This window comes from Photobacterium sp. WH24 (genome assembly GCF_019204055.1).
In the GTDB taxonomy this organism is placed as follows: domain Bacteria; phylum Pseudomonadota; class Gammaproteobacteria; order Enterobacterales; family Vibrionaceae; genus Photobacterium; species Photobacterium arenosum.
On record NZ_JAGSOZ010000002.1, the window covers coordinates 149,532 to 173,947 of the forward strand.

Consider the following 24,416-nt stretch of genomic DNA (forward strand, 5'->3'; position numbering starts at 1 on the left):
AATGAGCAATCCAGTCGGAACACCCATTATCGAAGGGAAGAACCTGGTCAAAGACTTTTCGGTCAACAGTAACTCGCTGAAAAAATCCAAGATGCGGGCACTGAATCAGGTGTCGTTTAAAATGTACAAAAGTCGTGGCCTGGCGGTGGTGGGAGAATCCGGTTCCGGTAAATCCACCACAGCGAAAATGATCGCCAAAATGTACGAGCCCACTTCAGGGGCTATCGAATATTTCGGTCGTGATATTCAGGACATCACCAAAAAAAGCGAGCTGATGCAGTACCGTCAGGGGGTACAGATGGTCTGGCAGGATCCGTTCGGATCGCTCAACCCGACCCATACTATTTTTCACCACCTGGCCCGTCCCCTGCTGATCCACAACAAAGTCAGCCGGGGCAATAAAAAAGAGCTGGAAGAGAGAGTCTATGAGCTGCTGGAGCAAGTCGGTCTGATCCCGCCCAAAGCCACAGCAGAAAAGTACCCGCACCAGTTATCCGGCGGGCAGCGTCAGCGCGTCAACCTGGCCCGCAATATCGCGGTTGGTGCCGAAGTGGTCCTGGCCGATGAACCGACCTCCATGCTGGATGTCTCTATTCGTGCCGGTGTCCTTAACCTGATGGAAGAAATGAAGTTTGAGCGCGAGATGGCGCTGCTTTATATCACTCACGATATCGCCACTGCGCGTTATATCGCCGAAGATCTGGCCGTAATGTACGTCGGTCACATGGTGGAATGGGGTGATACCGAAGAGATTATCCATCATCCGCAGCACCCTTATACCCAGTTACTGGTCTCTGCCGTGCCGGATCCGAGCAAGTCGATCCATGAGCCGTTAGCCGGTAACAAAGGGGATATTCCGCTGTGGACACCAGACAGTGTCGGCTGTCCGTTTGCAGGGCGTTGTGTCCACGCGACCGAGCAGTGCCGTCAACGCCTGCCGGAAGTCACGCAGCTGGCGGAAAACCATTTTGTCCGCTGCTATCTGTTCAATAGCTGATGGCAGCTCAGGTAACTAATCGCAGCGAACATCGCTGAAAAATCGACAATAACTCACAACAACAAAGGAAAGCTATGCAGTTGTTAATCAACCATCTCGGTTATGAACGCACAGGTAATAAGGTTGCCATAGTTCAGCATCAGGCCCCTTTATCCCTGACGCAGGCGACCCTGATCCGCAGTGACGACCGACAAGCTGTGATGCAACTGCCGCTCTCTCAAAGCCAGCGCACAGATCAATGGCACACAGGCACGGCAACACCCATTGATTTCAGTGCCTGGCAGGAAGCAGGACGCTACCGGATCCGCTTTGGTGATCTTGAGTCTTCAGACTTTGAGATCGCAGACGGCTTGCTGATGCAGCGCACTTTCAGTGATGTACTGCACTATTTCAAATCCCAGCGCTGCGGCGGCAAATTCGATCAGCATGATCATGCCGTCCCGCTGTTTGGCCATCAGGACACAGTCGTCGACGCCCATGGCGGCTGGTACGACGCCTCGGGCGATGTCAGTAAATACCTGAGTCACCTGTCCTATGCCAATTACCTCAATCCGCAGCAGACGCCTATGGTGGTGTGGAATATGCTCACCGCCTTTGAGTCGCTGCAGGGTGATCCCGCTTTTGCGGATTTTTCCCGCGTCCGCCTGATTGAAGAGGCACTTTTTGGCGCGGATTTTTTACTGCGGATGCATGCACCGCAGGGTTATTTTTATATGACAGTGTTCGATAAGTGGAGTAAGTCCACCGGGCAACGGGAGATTTGTAGCTATTCAACTCAGGAGGGAATAAAAGCTGACAGCTATCAGGCCGCTTTTCGTCAGGGCGGCGGCATGGCGATTGCCGCCCTGGCCGCAGCGGCCAGGCTGGTACGCAGTGCTGCGGTGAGCAAACTGGATCTGGGCAAGGTGAAACATACCGACGCCTATCTGGAATCGGCCCAGACGGCATACTGGCACCTTAAAACCCACAACAGCCAATATCTGGATAATGGTGAAGAAAACATCATTGATGAATATTGCGCGCTGCTGGCGGCGGTCGAGCTGAGTAAAGCGACGGATCAAACCCGCTATCTCAGCGAAGCCCGTTACTGGGCCGATCGACTGGCTGCACGTCAGCAGTCCGATAACCAGCAGCAACATTACTGGAGCGCGAACGCTGATGGCAGCCGGCCGTATTTTCATGCCGCCGAAGCGGGTCTGCCGGTCATCAGTTTGCTGCAGTATTTACAAATTGAATCGGATCAGCACCGCCTGAACGCGATGGAAGAGGTACTGGACAATGCACTGCAATTTGAATTGAACATCACGCAATCGGCCAGTAATCCCTTTGGCTATCCGCGCCAGTATGTCAAAGCAGTGGATGGCGACAAGCACAGCGCTTTCTTTATTCCGCACAATAATGAAAGCGGATATTGGTGGCAGGGAGAAAATGCCAGACTTGGCTCTCTCGCCGCTATGGCCTTCATGGCCGCCCCGGTTGTGCACAGCAGTGAACTGAGCCGCAGGCTGAAAGATTACGGCACTCAGCTCCTGAACTGGATGCTGGGCCTCAACCCCTTTGATATGAGTATGCTGGACGGACACGGCCGTAATAATCCGCTTTATCTGCCTGAGTTAGGTTTTTTCAATGCCAAAGGCGGTATCTGCAATGGCATTACCTCAGGTTTTGACAATGAAGCGGATATTGCCTTTGCGCCACCGGCCCAGGCGAATGACATGCTGCAGAACTGGCGCTGGGGGGAGCAATGGATCCCGCATGCCGCCTGGTATCTGTTAGCTATCGTGATGCAATGTAAGGAGCGCCATCATGGCTGATGATTTGCGTTTTCTGGTCGGTATTGACGGCGGCGGCACCTCTTGCCGGGCACGGCTTTGCGATCATAACGGCCAGCTACTGGCTGAAGCTAAAACCGGCAGCGCCAATATTCTGCTCGGCGCGGAAGTTGCCATGGCATCGATACAGGATGCGATTGCAACCGCCGCGGCACAAGCCGGCCTGACCGATGCCGACTTTTCTCACATGGCTGTCGGTCTGGCACTGGCAGGCGCTGAACATCGCAAAGCCTGGTACGACTTCATGGCCCAGCCGCATCCCTATGGCCGGATGGCGCTCAACACAGACGGCTATGGCGCCTGTCTGGGTGCCTGGAACGGGCAGGACGGCGCGATTTTCATCGCCGGTACCGGCTCTGTCGGTATTCTTCGCCGCGGCAAGGAGATCACAGTGCTGGGCGGGCGGGAATTTCCGATTTCCGATCAGGGCAGCGGCGCCATTATGGGCCTGCGCCTCATTCAGCAAGTGTTACTGAGCGTTGACGGTATCGTGCCTCAAACCGAACTGGTCCGCCATGTACTGGCTCACTTCGGACAGGATGTCGATGCCATTGTCGAATGGTCAAAAACCGCCCGTCCTTGCGATTATGGCCAGTTTTCCCCGCAGATTTTCCGACTGTCAGAGCAAAACGACAGCCTGGCGGTGGCATTGCTTCAGCAGACCGCCACAGATATTGAGATGTGGCTGAACGCTCTGCTGACGCGCGGTGCAGACCAAGTGTGTCTGATGGGCGGCATTGGCGAACGCATCGCCCCCTGGCTGACACCCGCTATTCAACGCCGACTGGCTGCTCCGCAGGGAGATGCCATGGATGGCGCAATACTGATCGCTCAGGGCGATCATAACCTGTATCCATTATAAGGGGCTATCATGAGCTATCGCCTTGATTTAACTGTTATCAATCAAACCGATACGGAATCCCGCTTCGCGCTGACCTTACACAACCTGGGTGAACAGACGCTGGAAGCCTGGTCCCTGGCTTTTATTCTCAGTCGCTGGATTGAACCGGCTTCGGTCTCTCGCGGCGTGTTGCAGCAGATTGGCAGCTACTGCACCCTGTCAGCCTCAGACGATACCGCTCTGGCACCCAACAGCCATTTCTATACCGAATTTTCCATTAAGACCCCGCCACTCACCCTGCATGGTGACGGCGTGATCGAAGCCTGCCTGTATGCCAGTCAGCAAGGCGAAGCACTGCCGGTGACTGTGACCCCGGTGAACCTGAAACACCCGGTGCAGGACAGACAGACGGTCGCCTTGCCTGCGCCCAAACCGATTAACCTGATCCCGGCTCCCGCCAGTCTGAAAACCTTACCGGGCGAGTTCCGTTTTACCCGCGATACCGCACTGGCAGCGTTTCCTGACGCCGCACAGGGCTGTGTGAACTGGCTGCAGCAGGAGTTGGCCCATTGGCTCGACACGCCCCTGCAGGTCGGCCCCGGCGGCAATATTCACTATCAGGCGCGCGCCGATCTGGCTGAAGGCGCTTACCATATGCTGGTCGAACCCGATCACATCTGGCTCGAAGCCAGCTCCTCGGCCGGGTTCAGCCATGCGACAGCCAGCCTGCTGCAGTTACTGCCTGCTCAGCCGACTCATCAGATTGAGCACTCGCTCAGCGTGCCTATGGTGGAAATTAACGATCAGCCGCAATACGGCCACCGCGGCATGATGCTGGATTGCGCGCGCCATTTTCATTCCGTTGCCCGGATAAAAAAACTGCTCGATCAGCTTGCCCGTTATAAGTTCAATACATTCCACTGGCACCTGACCGACGATGAAGGCTGGCGCATCGAGATAGAAGCCTACCCTGCCCTGACTGACATAGGGGCTTGGCGCGGGCCGCAAGAGCAGCTGGTCCCGCAGTTTTCGACTGTTGATCGCCGGTACGGCGGCTTTTACACCAAACAGCAGATCCGGGATATCGTCGCCTATGCGGCAGATCGCGGTATTCAGGTGATCCCGGAAATCGATATTCCCGGCCATTGCCGGGCAGCCATAAAATCGCTGCCGGAGCTGCTGGTTGATGAAGCTGATCGCTCGCAGTACCGCAGCATCCAGAATTACTCAGACAACATTTTGTCACCGGCGCTGGCAGGCACTTACACCTTCCTGACCACAGTGCTGGATGAAGTCTGCGAGTTGTTCCCGGCGCCTTTCCTGCATGTGGGGGCAGACGAAGTGCCAAACGGTGTCTGGACTGACAGCCCCGCGTGTCGCGAGCTGATGGCCGCAGAGGGCTATGAAGACCCGTTTGAACTGCAAGGCCATATTTTACGCTTTGTCGAAAATTACCTGGCTCAGAAAGGCAAGCGCATGCTCGGCTGGCAGGAAGTGGTCAAAGGCGACAAAGTCAGTAAAAACACCATAGTGATGCCATGGATAAATGAACAGGCAGGACTGGACTGTGCAGGCAAAGGCTATCAGGTCATCATGCAGCCCGCGCAGTACACCTATCTGGATCTGGCGCAGGGACATTCCGCCGAGGAAGCCGGTGCAAACTGGGCCGGGATCTTACCGCTGGAAACTGTGTACAGCTATCGCCCGCTGGCCGAGCTGGAGCCAAACGATCCCAAACTGAATCAAATCATGGGTATTCAGTGCGCGTTATGGTGTGAGCATGTCTACAGCCAGGCAAGGTTTGAATACCTGCTTTATCCCCGCCTGCTGGCGGTCAGTGAAGTCTGCTGGTGTCCGCCGGATCAGCGTGACTGGGATGATTTCAAAGCCCGCCTCCATGGCCAGCTGAACTATTTAGACCGGGTGGGACTGAACTACCGCCAGGGTTAACAGAACATGTCCAGAGCCCGGTCACAGTGGTGAGCTGCGGGTGGGTTCTGTCGTGTGTCGTGAAGTGTCTTTTACATCCTATATGGTTGTGTTGGCAATAAGTTCGGGGACCTCTGGTCCCCTTTTTTTACCTCTGCCACTGGCCGGATGACTTGCTCAGTGTTGCGTGAACAAGCCAAACTCAGGGCCGCTAAATACTCTCGCCCAGCTCAATTTTTACATCCAGGGTAATCACCTTCTCTGTCGCCGGCTCGCCGCGCAGCCGCTGCAGAATCTGCTCGGCAGCGACATAGCCGATCCGCTCACGCGGTGTAACCACAGTGGCCAGTCGCGGCACCATCACCTGACTGATGTCATGGCCGTGAAAACCGGCCACCGCCATTTGCGCCGGCACCTGAATACCTAACCGCTGGCATTCATAAATCGCCCCGATGGCCAGGTCATCATTGGTACAGAAAATACCGTCGGCATCCGGATATTTTGCCAGTGACTGCCGCAGTAAACCGGCGCCTAAGCTGAACGAGGAGGCTTCCTCGGTCTGAATGCTGCGCGGCACCAGCCCGTGTTTCTTCATCACCTGCTGATAACCGGTAAAGCGCAAGTGGGTCCGGGCATCCATCCGGGCGGCAAAATACACGATATGGCGGCAACCGCGGGCGATCATCTGCTCTGTCATCGCCTCAGCGGCGGCCTGATTATCAAACCCCACCGCCTGAGCGATGGCCGGGGAAACCGAATCCATGATTTCCACCACAGGCACCCCGGCGGTATCGAGCATTTTTCGCGCCCGCTCGGTATGCACGCTTTCCGACAGAATAATGGCATCCACATTGTAGGACAGCAGGGAGGCGATGTTTTTTTCTTCTATTTCAGCGCTATAGCCATAGTGTGCCAGCATGGTCTGATAACCGGCAGGACCGGTGACCTTTTCAATGCCCCGGATCACTTCCGCAAAGACCTGGTTGGTGAGTGAGGGTACCAGCACGCCAATGGCATAACTTTTGGCATTGGACAAAATATCGGGGGCGCGATTGGGAATGTATCCCAGCTCCTCGACAGCGGCGGCAATTTTGCTCTGCAAGGCCGCTGAAACCTGACTGGGATCGCGCAGGTAACGACTGACCGTCATCTTAGTCACTCCGACCAGGTTCGCAACATCCTGCAAAGTCGGGCGTTTATTTTTGGTTGTCATGGTATTTTTCATGTGTCGGATTGGGCTAAACAAGCCCAAGATTACCACAAGCGCCTGTTGTGATTTGTAACCTGGCGCAAAAAGAAACAGGCCCTCCGGCCTGTTTGCATTACACTTTGCGTTGCACGCGCGGGGACTGACCCCAGCTGAGATGGAAGGCGTCAGCCTCTGGCTGATCAATGCGGGAATAGCTATGGGCACCAAAGTAATCGCGCTGGGCCTGTAACAGGTTGGCCGGCAGCACTTCACTGCGCAGGGTGTCAAAGTATTGCAGCGCTGAGCTGATCCCCGGCATGGCAACACCGGCCAGGCTGGCAGACGCAACGGCCTTACGCCAGTTTAACTGACGCTCGGTAAGCTGAGTGCGGAAGTGATCGGCTAACAGCAGGTTTTCCAGCGCTGGCTGCTGCTCAAAGGCACGACTGATATCCTGCAGGAAAATAGCGCGAATAATACAGCCGGCACGCCAGATCCTGGCGATAACGGCGTAATCAAGCGGCCATCCCTGCCCGGCAGCTGTGGTTTTCATCAGCGCAAATCCCTGTGCGTAGGTACACAGCTTGGCGCAGTAGAGTGCATCGTGCAGCTGGGCGATCAGCTCGGCTTTATTCAGGGTCTGAGCGTCATCCGCGACCAGAGGCAGTGAGCTGGCCGCCTGCACACGCAGAGATTTCATCCCGCTCATCGCGCGGGCAAACACCGCCTGGGCAATAGTCGGGGCCGGACTGGCGACTTCCAGGCTGTTGACGGCCGTCCACAAACCTGTGCCTTTCTGCCCGGCTTTATCCAGGATCATTTCCACCAGCGGCCGGTCGGAGTCAGGATCCTGCTGCTGCAAAATATCGGCACTGATTTCCATCAGATAGCTGTTCAGTACCCCTTGGTTCCAGTTGGCAAAGATCTCACCTATCTCGGCAGCAGACATTGTAAGGTGCTGGCTGAGAAAGTGATAAACCTCGCAGATCAACTGCATGTCGGCATATTCAATGCCGTTATGCACCATTTTCACGTAATGGCCGGCACCGTCCGGTCCCAGGTAAGCCGCGCAGGCCTCGCCCTGCTTCAACGGCGGCAGCGGCTGACCCGCACTGTCGACCTGTGCGGCGATGGCTGTCCACATCGGGCCGACCTGATGCCAGGCCGCGGCACTGCCGCTGGCCATCAAAGCCGGGCCATGGCGGGCACCTTCTTCACCGCCCGACACAGCTGTGCTGAAAAACTGGAACTGTCCCTTAAACTGCTTATCACGGGCCAGGGTATCCGTCCACAGGCTGTTGCCGGTATCAATCACGATATCTTGTGGTTCCAGTCCGGCTTCCAGTAACGTAGAGATCACGGCATCAACCGGTTTTCCTGCCGGGACAGACAAGGCAATCACCCGCGGCGACTGTAGCGCCGCCAATACCTGATGCAGAGAATCACAGCCAGTAAATGGCGCTTTCGCCAGCTTTTCAGCCTGCTGCCCGGCTTGCTGCACCAGGGAGGCCTGCAGATCAAAGCCAGCCACCGCAAAGCCGTGTTCCAGCAGGTTCAGCGCCAGGTTCCGCCCCATCACGCCTAAACCAATCATGGCTATATTGCACTGGGTTGATGTCATTCCTTTTTCCTTTACTGCAATGAGTGACTCAAAATCGCTTTGCCTTATTCAGGCCGGCGACAGTCGCGTGAGAATATCCTGCAATACCTCATGCTGAGACTGGCGGATATCGATAAACAGTGCTTCATCCTGCTCTGGCTCAACCAGAGTCGCAAACTGGCTTTCCAGCATGGCGCGACCGTTAAAATAATGATCCGCACGCTGCTGGTGGCGGTTCCAGATAGTGTCAAAATCCCCCTGAAGGTAGACAATTTCCAGCCCGTCGATCCCAGCGCGCAATTGGCGGCGGTATTCAGGTTTCAGCGCAGAGCAAGCCAGCACCGCATTGGGGGCATCCCGCAACAATTGGTTGAGCCGTGCCAGCCACTCAGCCCTGTCTTCATCATTGAGGGGCACGCCTTCACTCATCTTGCGAACATTGTCCGGCGAGTGAAAATCATCGCCATCAAAAAAGCGCAGCCCCAGTGCCGTCGCCAGCGTGCTGCCTATCAGGCTTTTGCCGCACCCTGATACGCCCATTACAATTATCTTTTTTGGTTTCATCGCCATTATCCCAGCCCTGCTCACAGCGCAGGGCAGTTCCTTATAGTTATTGTTATTTTCTTAACGCCACCACAGCGCAAGCTGCGGGAAAACAATCACCAGAGTCAGTGCAATCAGCTGAAGGCCGATAAAAGGCAGCAGAGAGCTGAAGATCTCACCTAGACTGATATCTTTGGGTGCCACCGATTTAAGATAGAAAGCCGCCGGGCCAAAAGGCGGAGACAGGAAAGAGACCTGCATGTTGAGGCAGAACACCACGCCGAACCAGATCGGGTCCATGCCCAGACCGGTAATAATGGGCACAAAGATAGGCATAGTCAGCAGCGCGACTCCCACCCAGTCCAGGAACATACCCAGTACCAGCAGGATCACCATCATAATCAGCAAGGTCATGGTCGGACTGCCGCCACTGAAGGCCAGAATGGTTTCTTCAACGAAATCAATGCCGCCCATCAGGTTGTACACACCAACCAGCGCACTGGCGCCGATGCCAATCCACATGATCATGCCGCAGGTACGCATGGTCGCAATGGCACTGTCTTTGAGCATGCTCCAGCTCATTTCGCGCCGGATCACAGTGCTGATCATGATGCCGACCACACCCAGCGCAGAGGCTTCCGTAACTGACGCCACACCAGTGTAAATACTGCCGAGCACAACCCCGACCGACAGTAATGGGAAAAATAAAGCTTTGAAATAGCTGATATCCCTGGCGGCGTCTTCCGCCAGCTCTTGTTCGGTTGGCAAAGGGGCCAGCGCAGGGTTGAGTTTGCAGCGGATCAGGACATAGCCGATGTACATCAGTGCCAGCAACAAGGCAGGCAGGAAAGCCGCCTTGAACAGATCGCCAATCGACACGCTGGCCGTCAGACCATAGATGATCAGCACGATACTCGGCGGTAGCATAGTGCCCAGCGCGCCGCCGGCACAGGTGGTGCCGATTGCCAGCTTGCGGTCATACCCCAGGCGCAGCATTTGCGGCAACGCCAGAATACCCAGCAGCACGGTTTCACCACCGATCACGCCCGACATGGACGCCAGCACCACGGCCACCAGCAAGGTCTGCACCGCGACGCCGCCGCGAAGACGACGGCCGACGGATTTCATGGCGTCGAAAAGATCACGGGCGATGCCGGAGCGATCAAGCAGCGCTGCCATCAGCACGAACATAGGTACAGCGAGGAAAATATAGCCGTCGACAAACGAATACATCCGGCTGGTGACCAGCGGCAAGGCATCCGGACCAAACCAGCCCAGGGTAAAGATCAGTGCCACCAGGCCGGTGACAAACGCCAGTTGCATCCCGGTCAGCAACAAGGCAATCATCAGCCCCAGCATCAGCAGGCTGCCGAAGCCGATCCCCATTGACGATAACTCAAACATCTTTTTTCCTCAGTCCACGGATTTCAGCGATCAGGTGCAACAGAAACTGCACAGACAATACACACAGGCAGATAAAAATGATCCCTTTGAGCAAAGCGGGAAAAGGAGGGTTCCAGGCAGAACCTGAGGTTTCCAGACGCATTTCGCCCCAAGGGGTGATCCAGGCTTCACGGGCCATGGTGTACGAGGCCCATGACATCAGCACAGAAAACAGCAGCCCCATCACATGATGGAATACATTCAGGTACTGACGCGTGCGCGGTGACACCATGTCGTACAGCAGGACCACACGCACGTGCTTGTTGGTCGCCATGGCATACAGGCCGCCGACAATAAAGAGAGAACCACCAAGAAACGACGCGGTTTCATGCACCCAGATAGTCGGTGAATCAAACACATAGCGCATCAGCACTTCATAAAATGAAATGATCACCGTAAAAATAAACAACAGACTCAGCGCATTGCCTATGTGGACGATGGCCGCATCCAAGCCATTCTTCGGCTTGTCCTCATCATGCTCTGCGGGGGTTGGATTGGTATTCATGACAGTTCACAACTCTTACTACATCGGATACAGAGGGCTGATTACAGCCCTCTCACAGGGGGATTAGTGGTGCGTGTCAGACAAGCAGTTCGGAGGATTACAACAGTGCGTTATCTTCCAGGAACTTAGTTACAGATTGGTAGACTTTCTCTGCATTTGGCGACTTTTGAGCAAACACTTTCCATTGTTCGCGGGCGATTTCCCGGAATTTCTTACGCTCTTCGTCCGACCAGTTGTGAATGGTAATGTTAGGGTTCGCCTGGGCTTCTTTCACCGCCTGCTGATCGGCGATCTTAAGCTGAGTGGTCATGTCATAGGCAAAATCGCGTACAGAGGTCGTCAGGATCTCCTGCAGATCCGCAGGCAGTTTGTCCCACTTTTTCTGGCTCATCGAAATGTCGATCAGCGGCAGTGAGTGGAAGCCCGGCTGAACCGGGTGTGTGGCCACATCGTTCATACCGGCTTTCTGGTTAGTGGAAAAGACAGTGTAATCCGCGGCGTCAATCACACCTTTGCTCAGGCCGGTGAACACTTCTGAACCCGGCAGGTTAACCGGTGAGGCACCCGCCGCCGCAAACACCTGCTGAACCAGACCTTCCGGGGCACGCAGTTTCAGGCCTTTCAGATCGTCCACACCATTGACCGGTACTTTAGACACAAAAGACTCCACACCTGTGGTCGAGCCGCCGACAAATTTCACCCCGTAAGGTGCATACAGCTCGGTCATCAGCTGATAGCCGCCACCGTAATTCACATACTGCAACAGCTGAGTGGTATCAGACCAGGCACCGACCGTGTTACCAATCAAGCCGAACGCAGGATCTTTGCCGGAAAAGTAGCTGGTCGCTGTGATGTGACCATCCAGGATCCCCAGTTTAATCGCGTTCAGGGTTTCGGTGTGTTTAACCACACTGCCCACAGGCAGTAAGTCAATGTCGATACGGCCGGCAGACATGGTTTCAACACGCTCCGCCCAGGCTTGCTGAACCTGAAAGTTTTTATCTCCAGCCGGGTCAGACGACTGGAATTTAAAGGTGTAGTCAGCCGCCAGCGCGGAAGCAGTAAAAGTGCCGGCCAGTGAGGCAGCGAGCAGAGTGCAGGTGAGCTTTTTCATCAGGTACAGTCCTATTGTTATTAGTCACGTCGTTGTCGTTAAAGGCCGGCTGTTAGTTGTTATGTTACCGGTAACTTTGATAACAAATGCTAGCAGAGAAAAAGAAGGGCTGTCTTTGAAGATCATCACAACAATGCCACCTCATGCGATCTGATTTCGTTTATCCGCTGACACGTTTTTTTTCTAAAGGTAAGTAAATGATTGAGCTGTCATTTACCGAACCAAGGTCATGTTTCATTATTGTTTTGTAAATCAATAGTTTTGTATCACAGGGCTAATTCGTTACTATATGAGCTTACGGACTTATGGAAGGGATTGATTATGCGTGTAGGTGTGTTAATGGGCGGGGAATCGAGCGAGCGGAGTGTATCACTGCGTTCTGGTCAGGCCGTCTGCGAAGCCATTGATGAATTAGGGCATGAGGTGGTGGCGATTGATCCCTCCAGCCTGTACGGCACCCTGGAGGCATTGCAGTCGGTCGATAAGGTCTTTATTGCCCTGCATGGCAGCCTGGGTGAAAGCGGTCATATTCAGGGGTTGCTGGACTGGCTGACAATCCCTTATACCGGCAGCGGCCTGGCCACATCGGCACTGTGTCTCAATAAACTGCGCACACGCCAGATATTGGCTCAACACGGTTATCACTATGCCAATTGGGTCGCCGTTCATCGTCAGCAGTCGCTGCAAGAGATTCAGTCGGCAGCCGACGATCTGGGCTACCCTTTGGTCGTCAAACCCAGCTCTCAGGGTTGCAGCATAGGGGTGTCGAAAGTAGAGTCCTCAGCTCAGCTGGAGGCCGCAGTGATGCAGGCCTTTGAATATGACCACGATATCCTGCTTGAGGCTTTCATCACTGGCCGGGAATACACCTGTGGTATTCTGGGTGACACCGCACTGCCCGTAGTACAAATTCGCTCTGACACTTTCTTTGACTGGACAGCCAAATTCGGTGCCCAGACTGCGAGTTACCATTGCCCCAGCGACCTTAACACCGAGACAGAGCGGGCTATTCAGCAACTTTCACTGTCGGCTTTTCAGGCGCTAGGATGCCGCGGCTGGGGCCGGCTGGATGTGATTCTCGGCGACGACGGTAAGATCTACCCTATTGAAATGAATACGTCACCGGGTATGACCCAGCGCAGTGTCTTTCCGATGGCCAGCCGCGAAATCGGTCTCGACTTTACCCGGACTATCGAGCAGATACTGGCGCTGGCCACTTTTGATCCTGTGTAATCTGTCAGCGGCCCGTCGCTACCTCAGCACGGGCAACTGGCGGCTAAAAGGCCACTTCCATACAGCGTTGTCCTTCGACAGCAAAGGCTACGACTAAGCCCTGTTCATCATTGAACTGATGCGTCACACTGACCGATTTTCCCATGCGCAGGGCAATGAGCTGTTTCAGTTCATTCACCAGATTTTGCTTCTCTTCTGCACTCAGCGTTGTCACTTTTGCCATCAAAACAGTCTCCTGACTAAGTTCATTACTGCTAGTTAGGGCGACGGAATCTTATCGATCAGAAAAAGAATCGCCTGCTCAGCACCGAGACTGACTGCAAATTCATTTATTTTTGGGACAATTGTCCTGATTCTTCATCCGTGCCCCTGCCCTGAATGCGCTTATTCAACACTCACATTATTACACTTGATTCACATCACAAAACGCACTCTTGATCGCGTTTAACTGACGTCGTCGCACAAAACGTGAACTAATTTCGAATTACAGCAGCGTCGCTTCTACGAGGCAAACCATGAAACTGCAGCAAAAAATACTCACCGCTTTGCTCCTGTCAGGACTGGTTCCGGCACTGGCTATGATGATCATTGCCACTTATCAGGCCGGAGACTCGCTAAAACTGCAAGCCTATAACCAGCTGGAATCATTACGCGAAGTAAAACTGGATGCGGTAGAGCGTTACTTTTCCGCACTCAATCAGCAAATTACACTGGAAGCCAACAACCCGTTCACGGCGCAGGCACTAAAGGCTTTGCGTCGGGGAATCGCTGAACTGCCGCCGGTCGATGAGACTGCACGTCACCAGGTCAAACAGTTTTACACCGAGCAGTTCATCCCCAAGCTGAAGGCTAACGCGCCGGATCTTCAGATATCCGCAGACTCGCTATTTAGCCAGCTTTCTCCTGCAGCTATTTCACTGCAAGCCAGCTACCTGGCGAACAGTCCTTATCCTTTGGGTGAGAAGCAACGGCTCGATGAAAGCGGTGATTCAGTCTACGATCAGGCCCATGCTGCCTATCACCCATTTTTTCGGGAGCTGATTGAAACCTCAGGCTATTACGATCTCTTTCTGATCGATGCGCAAACGTCACAGGTAGTGTACAGCGTCTACAAGGAAGTGGATTTTGCGACCTCTCTGAATAACGGCCCTTTCAGTGCCAGCTTGCTCAGTCACGCTTACCAGGCTGGAATGGCGCTGGCGAAAGGCCAGACTGCGTTGATAGATTTCAGCCTCTATCTGCCCTCTTACCACTCTCCGGCCGGTTTCATAGCGGCCCCGGTTTATCAGGGGGCAAGTCTGGCTGGTGTATTAGTTATTCAGTTTCCGATCGATCGCCTGACGGCCATTATGGGCGTCCGGGCCGGACTGGGTGACAGCGGGGAAACCTACCTTGTCGGGCCGGATAAGCTGATGCGTTCCAACTCGTATATCGACCCTGTTAACCACTCAGTACATGCTTCTTTCCTGTATCCTGACAAAGGCAGTATTGATACCGAAGCCGTGCGCCGCGCCCTGGCGGGTGAAACCAATATTGATGCCATCAGTGACTACAAAGGAAACGCCGTGCTATCGGCGTTTGCACCGGTTCAATTCGGGGCCATACGCTGGGTTATCGTTGCAGAGATCGACCAGGCTGAAGCGCTGGCAGCCATCAGCCAGCTCAATATCAGCGGTTTTTTTGTCATTCTGGCTATGCTGGTACTGATCATTCCTGCCGCCCTCCTGATCAGCCGCAGCATTACCAGACCGATAGGCGGAGAGCCTGAGCACATGGAACACATTGCCAGCGCCATTGCCGACGGCAATCTGCGTCTAGACATGGCTGACGACAAACCGGCGACCGGGGTGTATGCCTCGATGAAAACCATGTCCGGTAAACTGAGTGAGATCATCCATCAACTGAAAATCGCGGCCGGTCAGCAGCGCAGTGAAGCGGAGGCATTAGCTGCCAGTGCGGTGCAGACGGCAGAGACTGTATCGCGGCAGGAGCAGGAAACCACACAGCTGACAGTGGCGATCGATCAGATGAGTGCCACAGCCAAAGATATCTCAGGCAATATAGCGACAGTCGCCACTGTCAGTAACGATGCCAACACCCAAGTAACAGATTGCGCTGGCCTACTTATGCAAAGTACTGAAAGGCTAAATGAAATGTCCAGTGACATGCGTGAAGCCAACGATAAACTGGGCCTGCTTCGTCAAAGCTCAGATGAGATCACCAAGGTACTGGACACCATACGCAACATTGCTGAACAGACTAACCTGCTTGCCCTCAATGCCGCGATTGAAGCTGCACGGGCAGGCGAACACGGGCGTGGCTTTGCCGTTGTTGCAGAAGAAGTGCGTCATCTGGCTCAACACACTCAGGATGCCACCAGCGACACCGCCACCATGCTGGAAACCCTGCTCAACCACGGCCGTGACGTCAGCGATGTAATGACCAGAAGCATTGAGCACACTTACGGCGTCTCTGAACAGGCCACCAATGCCACTCAGCGCCTTCAGCAAGTGGTGCAATCGGTGGAACATATCGCAGACATGACATCTCAGATCGCGGCAGCCTCTGAGCAGCAATCTGCAGTGTCAGAAGAAATCAGCAATAATATCAACAATATTTATATTATGTCGCGCGACACCAGCAGCGCGGTCGAACAGATATCAGCCAGCAGCGAAGAGCTGTCCACCCTCTCTGCCCAACTGGAAAAAATGGCAGGTCACTTCAAGGTGTAATGATTTAATCGGCCGTAATAAGCGAGACAGCGAGCCGTCACTCGCTATCTCGCTTAATTTCATCTCACCGGGTCATTTGGGTTGTTGAGCCGGATCACCAAGAATGTGCTTATCAGTCGGCGAAGGCTTACCATACATGCCCTGATGGGCATGATATTTTTCAGCGGTTTCTTTTACATTGCCGGTAAAGCGCGGATCCTGGGGCCGGTTCTGGCTGTTGATGTACAGGGCGACGTCCCAGGCTTGCTGATCGGTCAGCGTATTGCCCATCCCCAGCGGCATGTTGGTTTTAATAAAAGCAGCCGCAGTATTGATCTGGTGCATACCAGCGCCCCAGTTATAACTGTCTTCTCCCCAAAGCGGCGGGAAAACATAACGTCCTTCAGCTTTGCGTCCCTCACCGTTCTGCGCATGGCAAAATGCGCATTGTTCCTGATAAACCGCTTTACCACGTGCAAAATCAGGAGCCTGTGCAGGTTTGTCTGCACTGAAATACCCGCGGCCGGGTAACTGGCTGTTAACCGGCGCATTGGTTGCCAGCCAATAGGAATACGCCGTCAAGGCTCGGATTTCATCACTGTCCAGCGCCGGTACTTTATCGCCACCGTTCATCGAATAGCGAAAGCATCCCTGCAGCCTGTCTTCAAAAGTGTTCACTCTGTCATTTTTGGAACGGTAGGCCGGATACGCCACATAAGCGGCCCAAAGCGGAGCGCCACCGGCCAGACGACCAGCGTTCAGATGGCAGTTAACACAGTTCAGCCCCCCTTTGATCACTCCCTGCTCTTTAAGCGATTGGGTATCTGTAAAAAGGGTATAGCCCTTCTTTACCGCTTCGCCAAAATGCGCTTCAGGCAGGTTATTCCAGTCTGGCAGGGCGTGGTAGTTTTCTCCCTCTGGCAATCGCTTGCCCGGCTCCACTTCGCCTAAATGCACATACTCTTGTTCATACTCGGTGGCGGCCGAGACCGCAGAGCTCATCAGACACACAGTGAACAACATTAGCGTTTTCATTGTTCGCCCCCCAGTTGCGCAAAGTAGTGAGAAACGGCGACAATTTCATCATCCGTCATTGACTTGGCAATAGCACTCATCACACCAAGGGGGCCTGGCGGACGTTTACCGGCCTGCCATGCTTTAAGCTGGTTGATCATGTATTGAGGTTTCTGCCCCTCCAACCGTGGAAAACCCGGTTCCACCCCAATACCACTTGGGCCGTGGCAGGCCACACAGGCGGGAACATTGGCCGACGCATTACCCACATACGCAAGCTGTTCGCCGGCGGCCATGTCACCGGGCCATTTCTCACCGCGCCAGGCTGGTTTGCCTTTCAGTGCCGAAGGCTGGGCAGAGAAATGGGCCACAGCCTGCTCAATCTGTGCATCATTAATCTGATAGATAAATGCATCCATGAATGAGCTGCTTCTTTGCTGACTGCGAAAAGCCAGCAACTGCGCTTTCAGATACTCAGGAGGCTGGGCACGCAGGTTAGGCACATTCTTAAGCTCAGACACCCCGTTTCTGCCATGACAATCTGAACAAAAGCCTATCAGATCCTGCTTGATCTGCGCTTTTGCCTCTTCTTCTGTTTTTGCCTGTATGCCGCCAGATAACAGCAGCAAACCTAAGCCTAACCACCCACAGGCCTTTCCTGGCCCAATATTGAATACATTGCTCATCGCGATACCCTGTTATTCTTATTTATGTCATGCTTTACACCCGGCCCTTTTACAGCGTGCATGCTGAGGTTGCCGGACATTGCCTTTCTGAGTGTAGAACAAAAAAACACCGTGATTAGTAATCTCTTGTCTGCACAAACCTTTCATACCATTGGAGTTATATCCCATAGCTAAGGGGTAGACGATCAAGCGAGGTTAGGCAGTAGGCACTGATTAAGCAGGGAAGAGTGGGCTGGATTTACGGCTGCCTGGCAAATTGCTTCACGCCAGCCGGAATGGAAACCCAGTCCTGTTTTTCACTGACCCAGACATGAGCAGTCGGCTGAATCACGCGGGTGTCACTCAGGTTACTGGGTTTCAGTTTAATGGCATCAGGCTGCTTGGGATTAAAATGATAAATACGGTTGCCGCAGGTCGGGCAAAATTTCGCGGCGCTGGTATTACCGCTGTCCGCAGGACGAGACCAGTCAGCCATCACGCCTTCAAAAACCACGTCTTTGGCGTCCACCATAGCGGTAATGCTGAACGCACTGGTCGAGAGCTTCTGGCACTCTTTGCAGTGGCAAGCCACAACCATTGCCGGCGGTGCGAGCAATGTATACGTCACGCCGCCACACTGGCAGGCCCCGTGAATAGGGTAAGTCACTTCACTCATTATCTCTCCTTACAATCTTTAATGTTCTGAATCACGATGGAGGGCATAAATAGCATGATCAAGGATGCGGCCGTTGAGGTTCTCACTGCGGGTGATCACTCCTTCCAGCTTCATGCCCAGACGTTCCGCTACCGCTCTGCTCGCCGTATTTTCAACCGCGGCTGAAATCACCACTTTCTCCATAGCAAAGTGGTCAAACGCCAGGCAGCAAAGATGGCGGCATACCCGGGTAATAATGCCCTGCCCCTGAAAATCGGCCGCCAGCCAGTAACCGATATCCACCGTTTTCAGGCTGTAATCTATGGTATTAAAGCTGCAGTTGCCGACCAGTTGTCCCCGGTAAAAAATGCCGCACACCAGGGATTTCCCCTCTGCGTAATCATGCAGGGAGCGACGGATAAAATCGGTAAAATCCGCCTCGGTATTACAGTGTGGCGGCCAGGCCAGCCACTGGGCCAGATAATCAAAATGCGCATTCACCAGCTCGACATAACGGGCAGCGAAAGAGGGCTGCACCAGAACCAGTTCGATATCCTGATCAACGGCCTGACTGAACATACGTGTCATCCTTAAATACTTATACATCCGGTAGCACAATGCCTTGTGCCTTTTCAAATTGCAAATTCTGAGTGGGGTTGCAAGAAGCAACTGCAAAATGCAATTGCCAGACCGAAAACCCAAGTAGAGCCATTTTAGTGCTCTAACTTTCAAAGACTTGAAACTGAACGCATGCTGGCCTGCAACTTGCTTCAATCACAGTGGTGATCATTCACCACCCGAACTGTGTTGTGTTCAATGAAAATCAGTTTGTGCAAAAGCCAAGCAACGCCTCAGGGCGCTGCTTTTTTGCGATTGATTTTGTAATTCATGCAGCGCGGGTCAGGCCGACTGGTATTCCAGCTCGACAGCCTTGGCGGCAACAGGCAGGTATTGTTCACAGTACAGGGTCATAAAGTCTTCCCGGATTCTCGCCTCCAGTTCGGCTGCCTGCACTGTCGGACAAAACAGCTTAAAGTGCACCTGCTGCTCACCCGTGGCGGTCGTGGTGATATAAATATGCGGATCTGAACCCGGTAAATCGACCCCGGCATGGCGCTCAATCATATGGTTATAGCGTCTGGCTATATCGATAAAGTCGGCGATATGTTCGTCAATTTTATCCAACAGAACAGGAACCATAGGATAGAGGTTCACCGTTTCTTTCACTGTGACAGTAAACACATGATAAACATAGCGTTTCATGAAATTCAGGTTTTTTACCGCCACGGTAAAAAACATACTGTTCGGCAAAGTAATGGTTTTGCCCGTGTAATGGTACTGGCCTTGCTGCAGGGCAATTTCCTGAATCACAGTAGCCATCAGATTATGCTCGATAACCTCGCCGTAAACTGGTCCCACTTCAATCCAGTCACCAATTCGGAACGAACGGGAACTGGCACGCTGCAGGGAGCCGGTAATACAGAGAATGATTTCTTTCGATGCCACCACCAGGGCCACTGCAATGGCGGTCAGCGACAGGGCAAACTTGCTGATTTCCGATTCCCATAATAGAAAAAGGGTCAGCAGCAATAAGGTAAAAGCACCATTTTTGGTGCGCGAGATCCATTTTCGCTGATCTTCACTGAGAAAATTAACCTCGCCACGGATCCGCGTGATGGTGACACGACGGATCACGATCACCAGCAGTATGACACACAGACTGAGCAAGAGTTTGTGGGTCAAAAAGTACATGATGACCAGCTCAATTTTTTCCAATAAAGGATCCCACATAGTTAGCATTCAACCTGTTAGCAGATTATCGCGCCCTGCACAGCAGCAAACAGCACAAAACATTGACCATAAAACTTACAGGGAGAAGTCTCGCCCATAGTCAGTGAGGTTGTAAAGCAGATTATTGAGTCTATAGTGATGTGATCAGACAAAAGCAGCGAAAGATATGATATCTTTCGCTGCTTTTTTATCGCTAACAAGATTGATGAAATCGCTATCCTGTCCAGAAGATTGTTTATACAGATCGTATAAATCTACTTTTTGCTTTCTAAATAATCTGTGTAATATTCATCAAGAACTTTCCGGGTTTCACGACCAATCAACTCATACTCATAATGAGTCAAGTTAGCCAATGAAACACGAGCAGAACCATGAATAACATCAAAACCTTTTCCGGGTAGCAGAATCACGCCAGTTTGCTCTGCCAGTCGGAAGAGAAATCCCTTACCTTTATTGTTAGTTTTAAACCAGTCGACAAACTCCTGGCCATACATTTTGACACCTAAAATATCCAAATCCAGTAAGGTATAGTAGTCGACACTTTCATCTGAATGTTCAGGTATCACACCAATATTTTTATAAAGCGTATTATAGCGTTCACGAATAATTCGCTTACAAGCTGATTTGTAAACCTCTGCAGAATCCATCAGGCATGATAGGGAAAACAATGCCATTTGAACTTGTTGAGGCAATGAAAGCCCAGCCGTATGGTTAAGAGCTACATTTCGGCTATCGGCAACCATACGATCAATAAAACGAAGCTCTCTTGGATTAGGAAGGAGTGTTTGATAACGTTGATCCAAAGACTTTAGCTTACTCTCAGGTAAAGATTGAATCGCATCATCAAATACATTTTTATGATGAATCGCAGTGGTACCCAGTCGCCATCCAGTCGCGCCAAAATATTTTGAAAACGAATAAACGCACATAGTGTTATATGAGCATTTAGCAAACAATGAGATAAAGTCATCGGAAAAAGTGCCATACACATCGTCTGTAATAATAAACAGATCCTGTCTTTGGTTTTCAACTAAACGTGCAATTTTGTCCAGAGACTCATTTGATAGTCGGACTGAAGCAGGGTTAGCCGGATTCACGACGCACAGAAGTTTAATAGCAGGATCTGCCAGTTTTTCAACTTCGCTGTCATCTAATTGCCAGGTTTCTTCATTTAGGCGAACTTCAACAACGTCAAGTTCATATTCTTCTAGTTCAGGAATTTCTAGATAAGGGGTGAATATTGGCGTCATCAGTGCGATTTTATCGCCTTTTGCCAATAAGCCATTCGTAAATAATGTATGGAAGGAGTATGTCATAGATGCCGTCCCCCCTTCCGTGGCAAACAGGTCAAAATCCTGAGACAGCGGCATTGAGCCATACATTTCGCGACAGATATATTCTTTCACTATTGTTTCGGCATGCGTCAGCATCCGAGGAGGTACAGGATAATTACACCCCAGAAAAGCTAATACGAATTCATGTAAAAAGTCTTGTTTATTAATACCCAATCGATCTTGTGCATAGCTCATGGCCCGTTGCAGGAAACTGATACCTACCGTGTTACTGTTATCACGCGCAAATGTATCAAAGCGTTCCACCATTCCTTGCCCATTAGGGATACCACCAAAGCCCGCATCAAGATACGAATAAGCTCGCTCAGCCTCTTCTATGGCAAAATCTCCTAATCGCAGAAAAGCCCTACGGGGAAGTGTCGCTAGAAAATTGGGATTACCACGCCCTGCATCAAGAAGCAGGCGATCAGGAACAGACTTTGCCGCATCAATAAGCTTGTCTTTTAACTCAAATGGACTTAAGTTTTCGAACTGTGAAATGTTGTTATCAGTCATGATACTTTTCCTTTTTCAATGCATTGATCAGGTGTATTAATCACTATCAAATAAACATCACATACCTGCATTTACGGATATAACACCGACAATAATCGGCCCCCAAAGTGTTAAAAGCACATTGGCGACAGCATAGGTAACAGTGAAGGTAAAAACAGGAGTCGCATTTTCTGTTTTTTCAAGCAATGCAGCAAAACCTGGATTTGCACTTCGTCCACCCGTTAGACAACCCAACACTTCAACCGGATTTTTAATTCTCAAAATATAGTAAGAAATCAAAAATCCGATAATCTGCGGAATAATGGTAACCCCGACCCCCATGAACAGCAGTGCCATACCATGTTCCTTGATGGTTTCTACTGCCTGAGGACCAGCCTCCAAACCGACAATTCCAACAAATATAGCAAGGCCAATATCACGAACAAAATTTGACGCTCCTAGCGGGAAAGAGGCATTACTGGGGCGACGACTGTGAAGCCACCCAACAATAAGCCCAGAGACAAGACAACCGGCACCCGATCCAATAGTGACGGGAATACCTGCAATTTTAAAATGGATCATTCCGATAAGAAATCCAAGCACCATACCGGAACCAAATAGTACAAAATCAGTGACAAATGCAGACCCCAAACGGCGACCGATACGACTTTCAATACGGTTAATATCTTTGGGTGCCCCAGTAAGCTGGATCACATCATTTTTTCTCACTATCAAGTCAGGTGTAATTTCAACAGCTTCTCCACCCCGTTTATAATGAGTAATGTAGACACCACGATATTCATCACGATTGATATTTTGTTTAATTTCCTGCAGCGTTTTTCCGATTAAGCTTGGGTCTTGAATAATAAGTTCTCTGTCTTCCTCGACCAAAACCTGATCGGCAGGTAGGCTGATTTCTTGACCAAATGTAAGCTGCTCTGAGCTAATAGCATCACGTCGTCCAGTCACAGTGACGATATCGCCTTCATTAAGCGTTTTCAGTTGATCCAGATTGATTGTTTCCCCATCGCGTTCAACCAACTCTATCGCTGTATCTAGCAAATCGTTATTAATATCAGAGATCGTCCTACCGTAAACGGACGACTCAGGCGTCACTTTATAGGCCCTCGACACCAAAAACGTTAATGCATTGAACTGACCAGGTTCTAACTCAGGTTTTCCTGAGCTTTGTTTTTCAGCTAACTTCAGTGCCTCCTGACGAATATTCCATCCCATAATGGCCGGAATAATAGAAACCATCAAAATAGGTCCAAGAGAGCCAAAAATATATGTGACTGCATACCCAACAGCAACATTGGTTTGCATTGTATGAACAACATCTGAAGAAATACCAGGAAGCTTAGCTATTGCATCACCGGCAGTACCAATAATGGCTGATTGTGTGAGTCCGCCAGCAGCCAGGCCAGCCGCTGTTCCACGATCTAAATCAAATAGCCACGCGGTACAGAGCACAACGAGCAATCCGCTTAAAGTCATGACTACTGCAGAAAGCAATATATTGATCGTACGAAAGTTGATTGCTTTGAAAAATTGTGGTCCCCCCTGAAATCCCACGGCATAAATGAATAAAGCAAAGAAAACACTTTTCACATCGCCATCGATTTCGACACCAAACTGACCAACCAGAACCCCCATAAGAAGCGTGCCAGCAACGCCGCCTAATACAAACTTTCCTATTGATATTTTCCCGACAAGATAACCAAGAGCAAGTGTAACAAATAAAGCAATAAGAGGTGTTGAGGTGAAGAGATTGTGAATTAAGTCCATCTTTTACTCCAATTAAACATCCTTTCGTATTTCGCTCCCAAGCTAAATACAAAACCATCGCTCAATCAGGGAACTCATTGAGTGTATACCCGAGTACATATTCGTCAAGAAAACCTGATAATGAAACCGCTTCACCCGCGCAGAAAAAACACACATATCGCATTGTTTTTTAAGGAAATAAATACACAAATAAAATAACACTCACACTAAAGAAAAGGATTGAGTTAAAGTGTGAAACATGTCGAAATAAATATTTGATATTTATAAAACATGCTCTATGTGAAGTTTTTCCCCTGGTTAATTTACCTGTACAAAATGAGTGAATATAAATATTAAATTTGTCATTTAAATGAGACCTGCAGAGTGTTCGTCATCATAATCAGTCAAGGAATATAGATGTTCAGCCTGTAACTGACGTCTGGAAATATTGATAGGCACTGCCAGCTGTGTGCCCAGCTCGCCATTTAATCTATGAATATCTGACACTGCCTGCCTCAGCACCCAGTTGCCAATATCGAGGTTAAACCCCTTCTCCTCTGCGACAGGAATAAACCAGCAAGGTAGTATCGGGCCTTTTTCATAGATTTTAAGCGTGTGCTTTCTTCTGCCCGGCTCTGATATCTGTATAAATATGCCTTCTGAGATTCAGATTTTGCGCACTGTAGCGCTCTAATCAATTCATTTATCAGCAAGATGCAGTATTTATTTCTTCCCCAACGCTACAGGTCAATGGCCTGCAA

The 24,416-nt window shown here is 51.5% G+C and carries 21 protein-coding genes; 6 read left to right on the forward strand and 15 right to left on the reverse strand.

The genetic code is table 11. The features are described 5' to 3' along the window. Position 1: 1 nt before the first annotated feature. The 4 genes from KCG43_RS03965 (at position 2) to KCG43_RS03980 (ending at position 5,620) form a co-directional block, all read left to right on the forward strand. The gene (locus KCG43_RS03965; protein WP_192015505.1) at positions 2–997 is read left to right on the forward strand and encodes an ABC transporter ATP-binding protein; all 996 of its coding nucleotides are present in this window, start codon (positions 2–4) and stop codon (positions 995–997) included. A 74-nt stretch (positions 998–1,071) separates the two neighbouring features. Beyond that, on the forward strand, positions 1,072–2,811 hold the full coding sequence (locus KCG43_RS03970) for a glycoside hydrolase family 9 protein (protein ID WP_218383448.1): 1,740 nt from the start codon (positions 1,072–1,074) through the stop codon (positions 2,809–2,811). Continuing rightward, positions 2,804–3,691, forward strand: coding sequence for a BadF/BadG/BcrA/BcrD ATPase family protein (locus KCG43_RS03975; RefSeq protein ID WP_218383450.1), 888 nt, complete (start codon positions 2,804–2,806; stop codon positions 3,689–3,691). Before KCG43_RS03970 ends, KCG43_RS03975 begins: the two co-directional genes overlap by 8 nt. Positions 3,692–3,700: 9 nt before the next feature. After that, positions 3,701–5,620 (forward strand): beta-N-acetylhexosaminidase, encoded by a 1,920-nt coding sequence (locus KCG43_RS03980; protein ID WP_218383452.1) that lies wholly within the window; start codon positions 3,701–3,703, stop codon positions 5,618–5,620. A gap of 190 nt (positions 5,621–5,810) precedes the next feature. Here KCG43_RS03980 and gntR read toward each other — a convergent pair whose 3' ends face one another. The 6 genes from gntR to KCG43_RS04010 all read right to left on the reverse strand — a co-directional run bounded on the left by gntR (position 5,811) and on the right by KCG43_RS04010 (position 11,993). After that, a complete protein-coding gene (gene gntR, locus KCG43_RS03985) occupies positions 5,811–6,812 on the reverse strand; it encodes a gluconate operon transcriptional repressor GntR (protein ID WP_218383454.1) in 1,002 nt (333 codons plus the stop codon). 109 nt (positions 6,813–6,921) lie between these two features. After that, entirely contained in the window at positions 6,922–8,409 is a 1,488-nt protein-coding gene (gene gndA, locus KCG43_RS03990) for an NADP-dependent phosphogluconate dehydrogenase (RefSeq protein WP_218383456.1), read from the reverse strand. A gap of 48 nt (positions 8,410–8,457) precedes the next feature. Next, positions 8,458–8,952 (reverse strand): gluconokinase, encoded by a 495-nt coding sequence (locus KCG43_RS03995; protein WP_027253165.1) that lies wholly within the window; start codon positions 8,950–8,952, stop codon positions 8,458–8,460. 60 nt (positions 8,953–9,012) lie between these two features. Then, entirely contained in the window at positions 9,013–10,335 is a 1,323-nt protein-coding gene (locus KCG43_RS04000; RefSeq protein WP_192015499.1) for a TRAP transporter large permease subunit, read from the reverse strand. Then, positions 10,328–10,879: a TRAP transporter small permease subunit gene (locus tag KCG43_RS04005; RefSeq protein WP_192015498.1), complete on the reverse strand. Its 552-nt coding sequence runs from the start codon at positions 10,877–10,879 to the stop codon at positions 10,328–10,330. Before KCG43_RS04005 ends, KCG43_RS04000 begins: the two co-directional genes overlap by 8 nt. 97 nt (positions 10,880–10,976) lie before the next feature. Continuing rightward, a complete protein-coding gene (locus KCG43_RS04010; protein WP_192015497.1) occupies positions 10,977–11,993 on the reverse strand; it encodes a TRAP transporter substrate-binding protein in 1,017 nt (338 codons plus the stop codon). A 321-nt stretch (positions 11,994–12,314) separates the two neighbouring features. On the opposite strand from KCG43_RS04010, the gene KCG43_RS04015 reads away from it, so the two are divergent. Further along, complete coding sequence (locus KCG43_RS04015; RefSeq protein WP_218383458.1) at positions 12,315–13,226, forward strand: D-alanine--D-alanine ligase; 912 nt, start codon at positions 12,315–12,317, stop codon at positions 13,224–13,226. Positions 13,227–13,269: 43 nt separating this feature from the next. Here KCG43_RS04015 and KCG43_RS04020 read toward each other — a convergent pair whose 3' ends face one another. Beyond that, on the reverse strand, positions 13,270–13,449 hold the full coding sequence (locus KCG43_RS04020; protein WP_192015495.1) for a hypothetical protein: 180 nt from the start codon (positions 13,447–13,449) through the stop codon (positions 13,270–13,272). 292 nt (positions 13,450–13,741) lie between these two features. Here KCG43_RS04020 and KCG43_RS04025 point away from each other — a divergent pair, with 292 nt between their 5' ends. Further along, complete coding sequence (locus KCG43_RS04025; RefSeq protein ID WP_218383460.1) at positions 13,742–15,958, forward strand: methyl-accepting chemotaxis protein; 2,217 nt, start codon at positions 13,742–13,744, stop codon at positions 15,956–15,958. 72 nt (positions 15,959–16,030) lie between these two features. On the opposite strand, the gene KCG43_RS04030 is transcribed toward KCG43_RS04025, so the two are convergent. The 8 genes from KCG43_RS04030 to KCG43_RS21490 form a co-directional block, all read right to left on the reverse strand. Continuing rightward, the gene (locus KCG43_RS04030) at positions 16,031–16,972 is read right to left on the reverse strand and encodes a c-type cytochrome (protein WP_218383461.1); all 942 of its coding nucleotides are present in this window, start codon (positions 16,970–16,972) and stop codon (positions 16,031–16,033) included. Next, on the reverse strand, positions 16,969–17,637 hold the full coding sequence (locus tag KCG43_RS04035) for a cytochrome c (RefSeq protein ID WP_218383462.1): 669 nt from the start codon (positions 17,635–17,637) through the stop codon (positions 16,969–16,971). Before KCG43_RS04035 ends, KCG43_RS04030 begins: the two co-directional genes overlap by 4 nt. 238 nt (positions 17,638–17,875) lie before the next feature. Continuing rightward, on the reverse strand, positions 17,876–18,283 hold the full coding sequence (locus KCG43_RS04040; protein ID WP_218383602.1) for a GFA family protein: 408 nt from the start codon (positions 18,281–18,283) through the stop codon (positions 17,876–17,878). A gap of 27 nt (positions 18,284–18,310) precedes the next feature. Continuing rightward, a complete protein-coding gene (locus tag KCG43_RS04045; RefSeq protein ID WP_218383604.1) occupies positions 18,311–18,850 on the reverse strand; it encodes a GNAT family N-acetyltransferase in 540 nt (179 codons plus the stop codon). A gap of 321 nt (positions 18,851–19,171) precedes the next feature. Beyond that, complete coding sequence (locus KCG43_RS04050) at positions 19,172–20,047, reverse strand: mechanosensitive ion channel family protein (RefSeq protein WP_218383465.1); 876 nt, start codon at positions 20,045–20,047, stop codon at positions 19,172–19,174. A gap of 269 nt (positions 20,048–20,316) precedes the next feature. Then, the gene (locus tag KCG43_RS04055; RefSeq protein ID WP_218383467.1) at positions 20,317–21,909 is read right to left on the reverse strand and encodes a bifunctional aspartate transaminase/aspartate 4-decarboxylase; all 1,593 of its coding nucleotides are present in this window, start codon (positions 21,907–21,909) and stop codon (positions 20,317–20,319) included. A gap of 57 nt (positions 21,910–21,966) precedes the next feature. Next, entirely contained in the window at positions 21,967–23,676 is a 1,710-nt protein-coding gene (aspT, locus tag KCG43_RS04060; RefSeq protein ID WP_218383469.1) for an aspartate-alanine antiporter, read from the reverse strand. 345 nt (positions 23,677–24,021) lie between these two features. After that, positions 24,022–24,321, reverse strand: a complete 300-nt coding sequence (locus KCG43_RS21490) for an EAL domain-containing protein (RefSeq protein WP_192015675.1) — start codon at positions 24,319–24,321, stop codon at positions 24,022–24,024. Positions 24,322–24,416 lie beyond the last annotated feature (95 nt).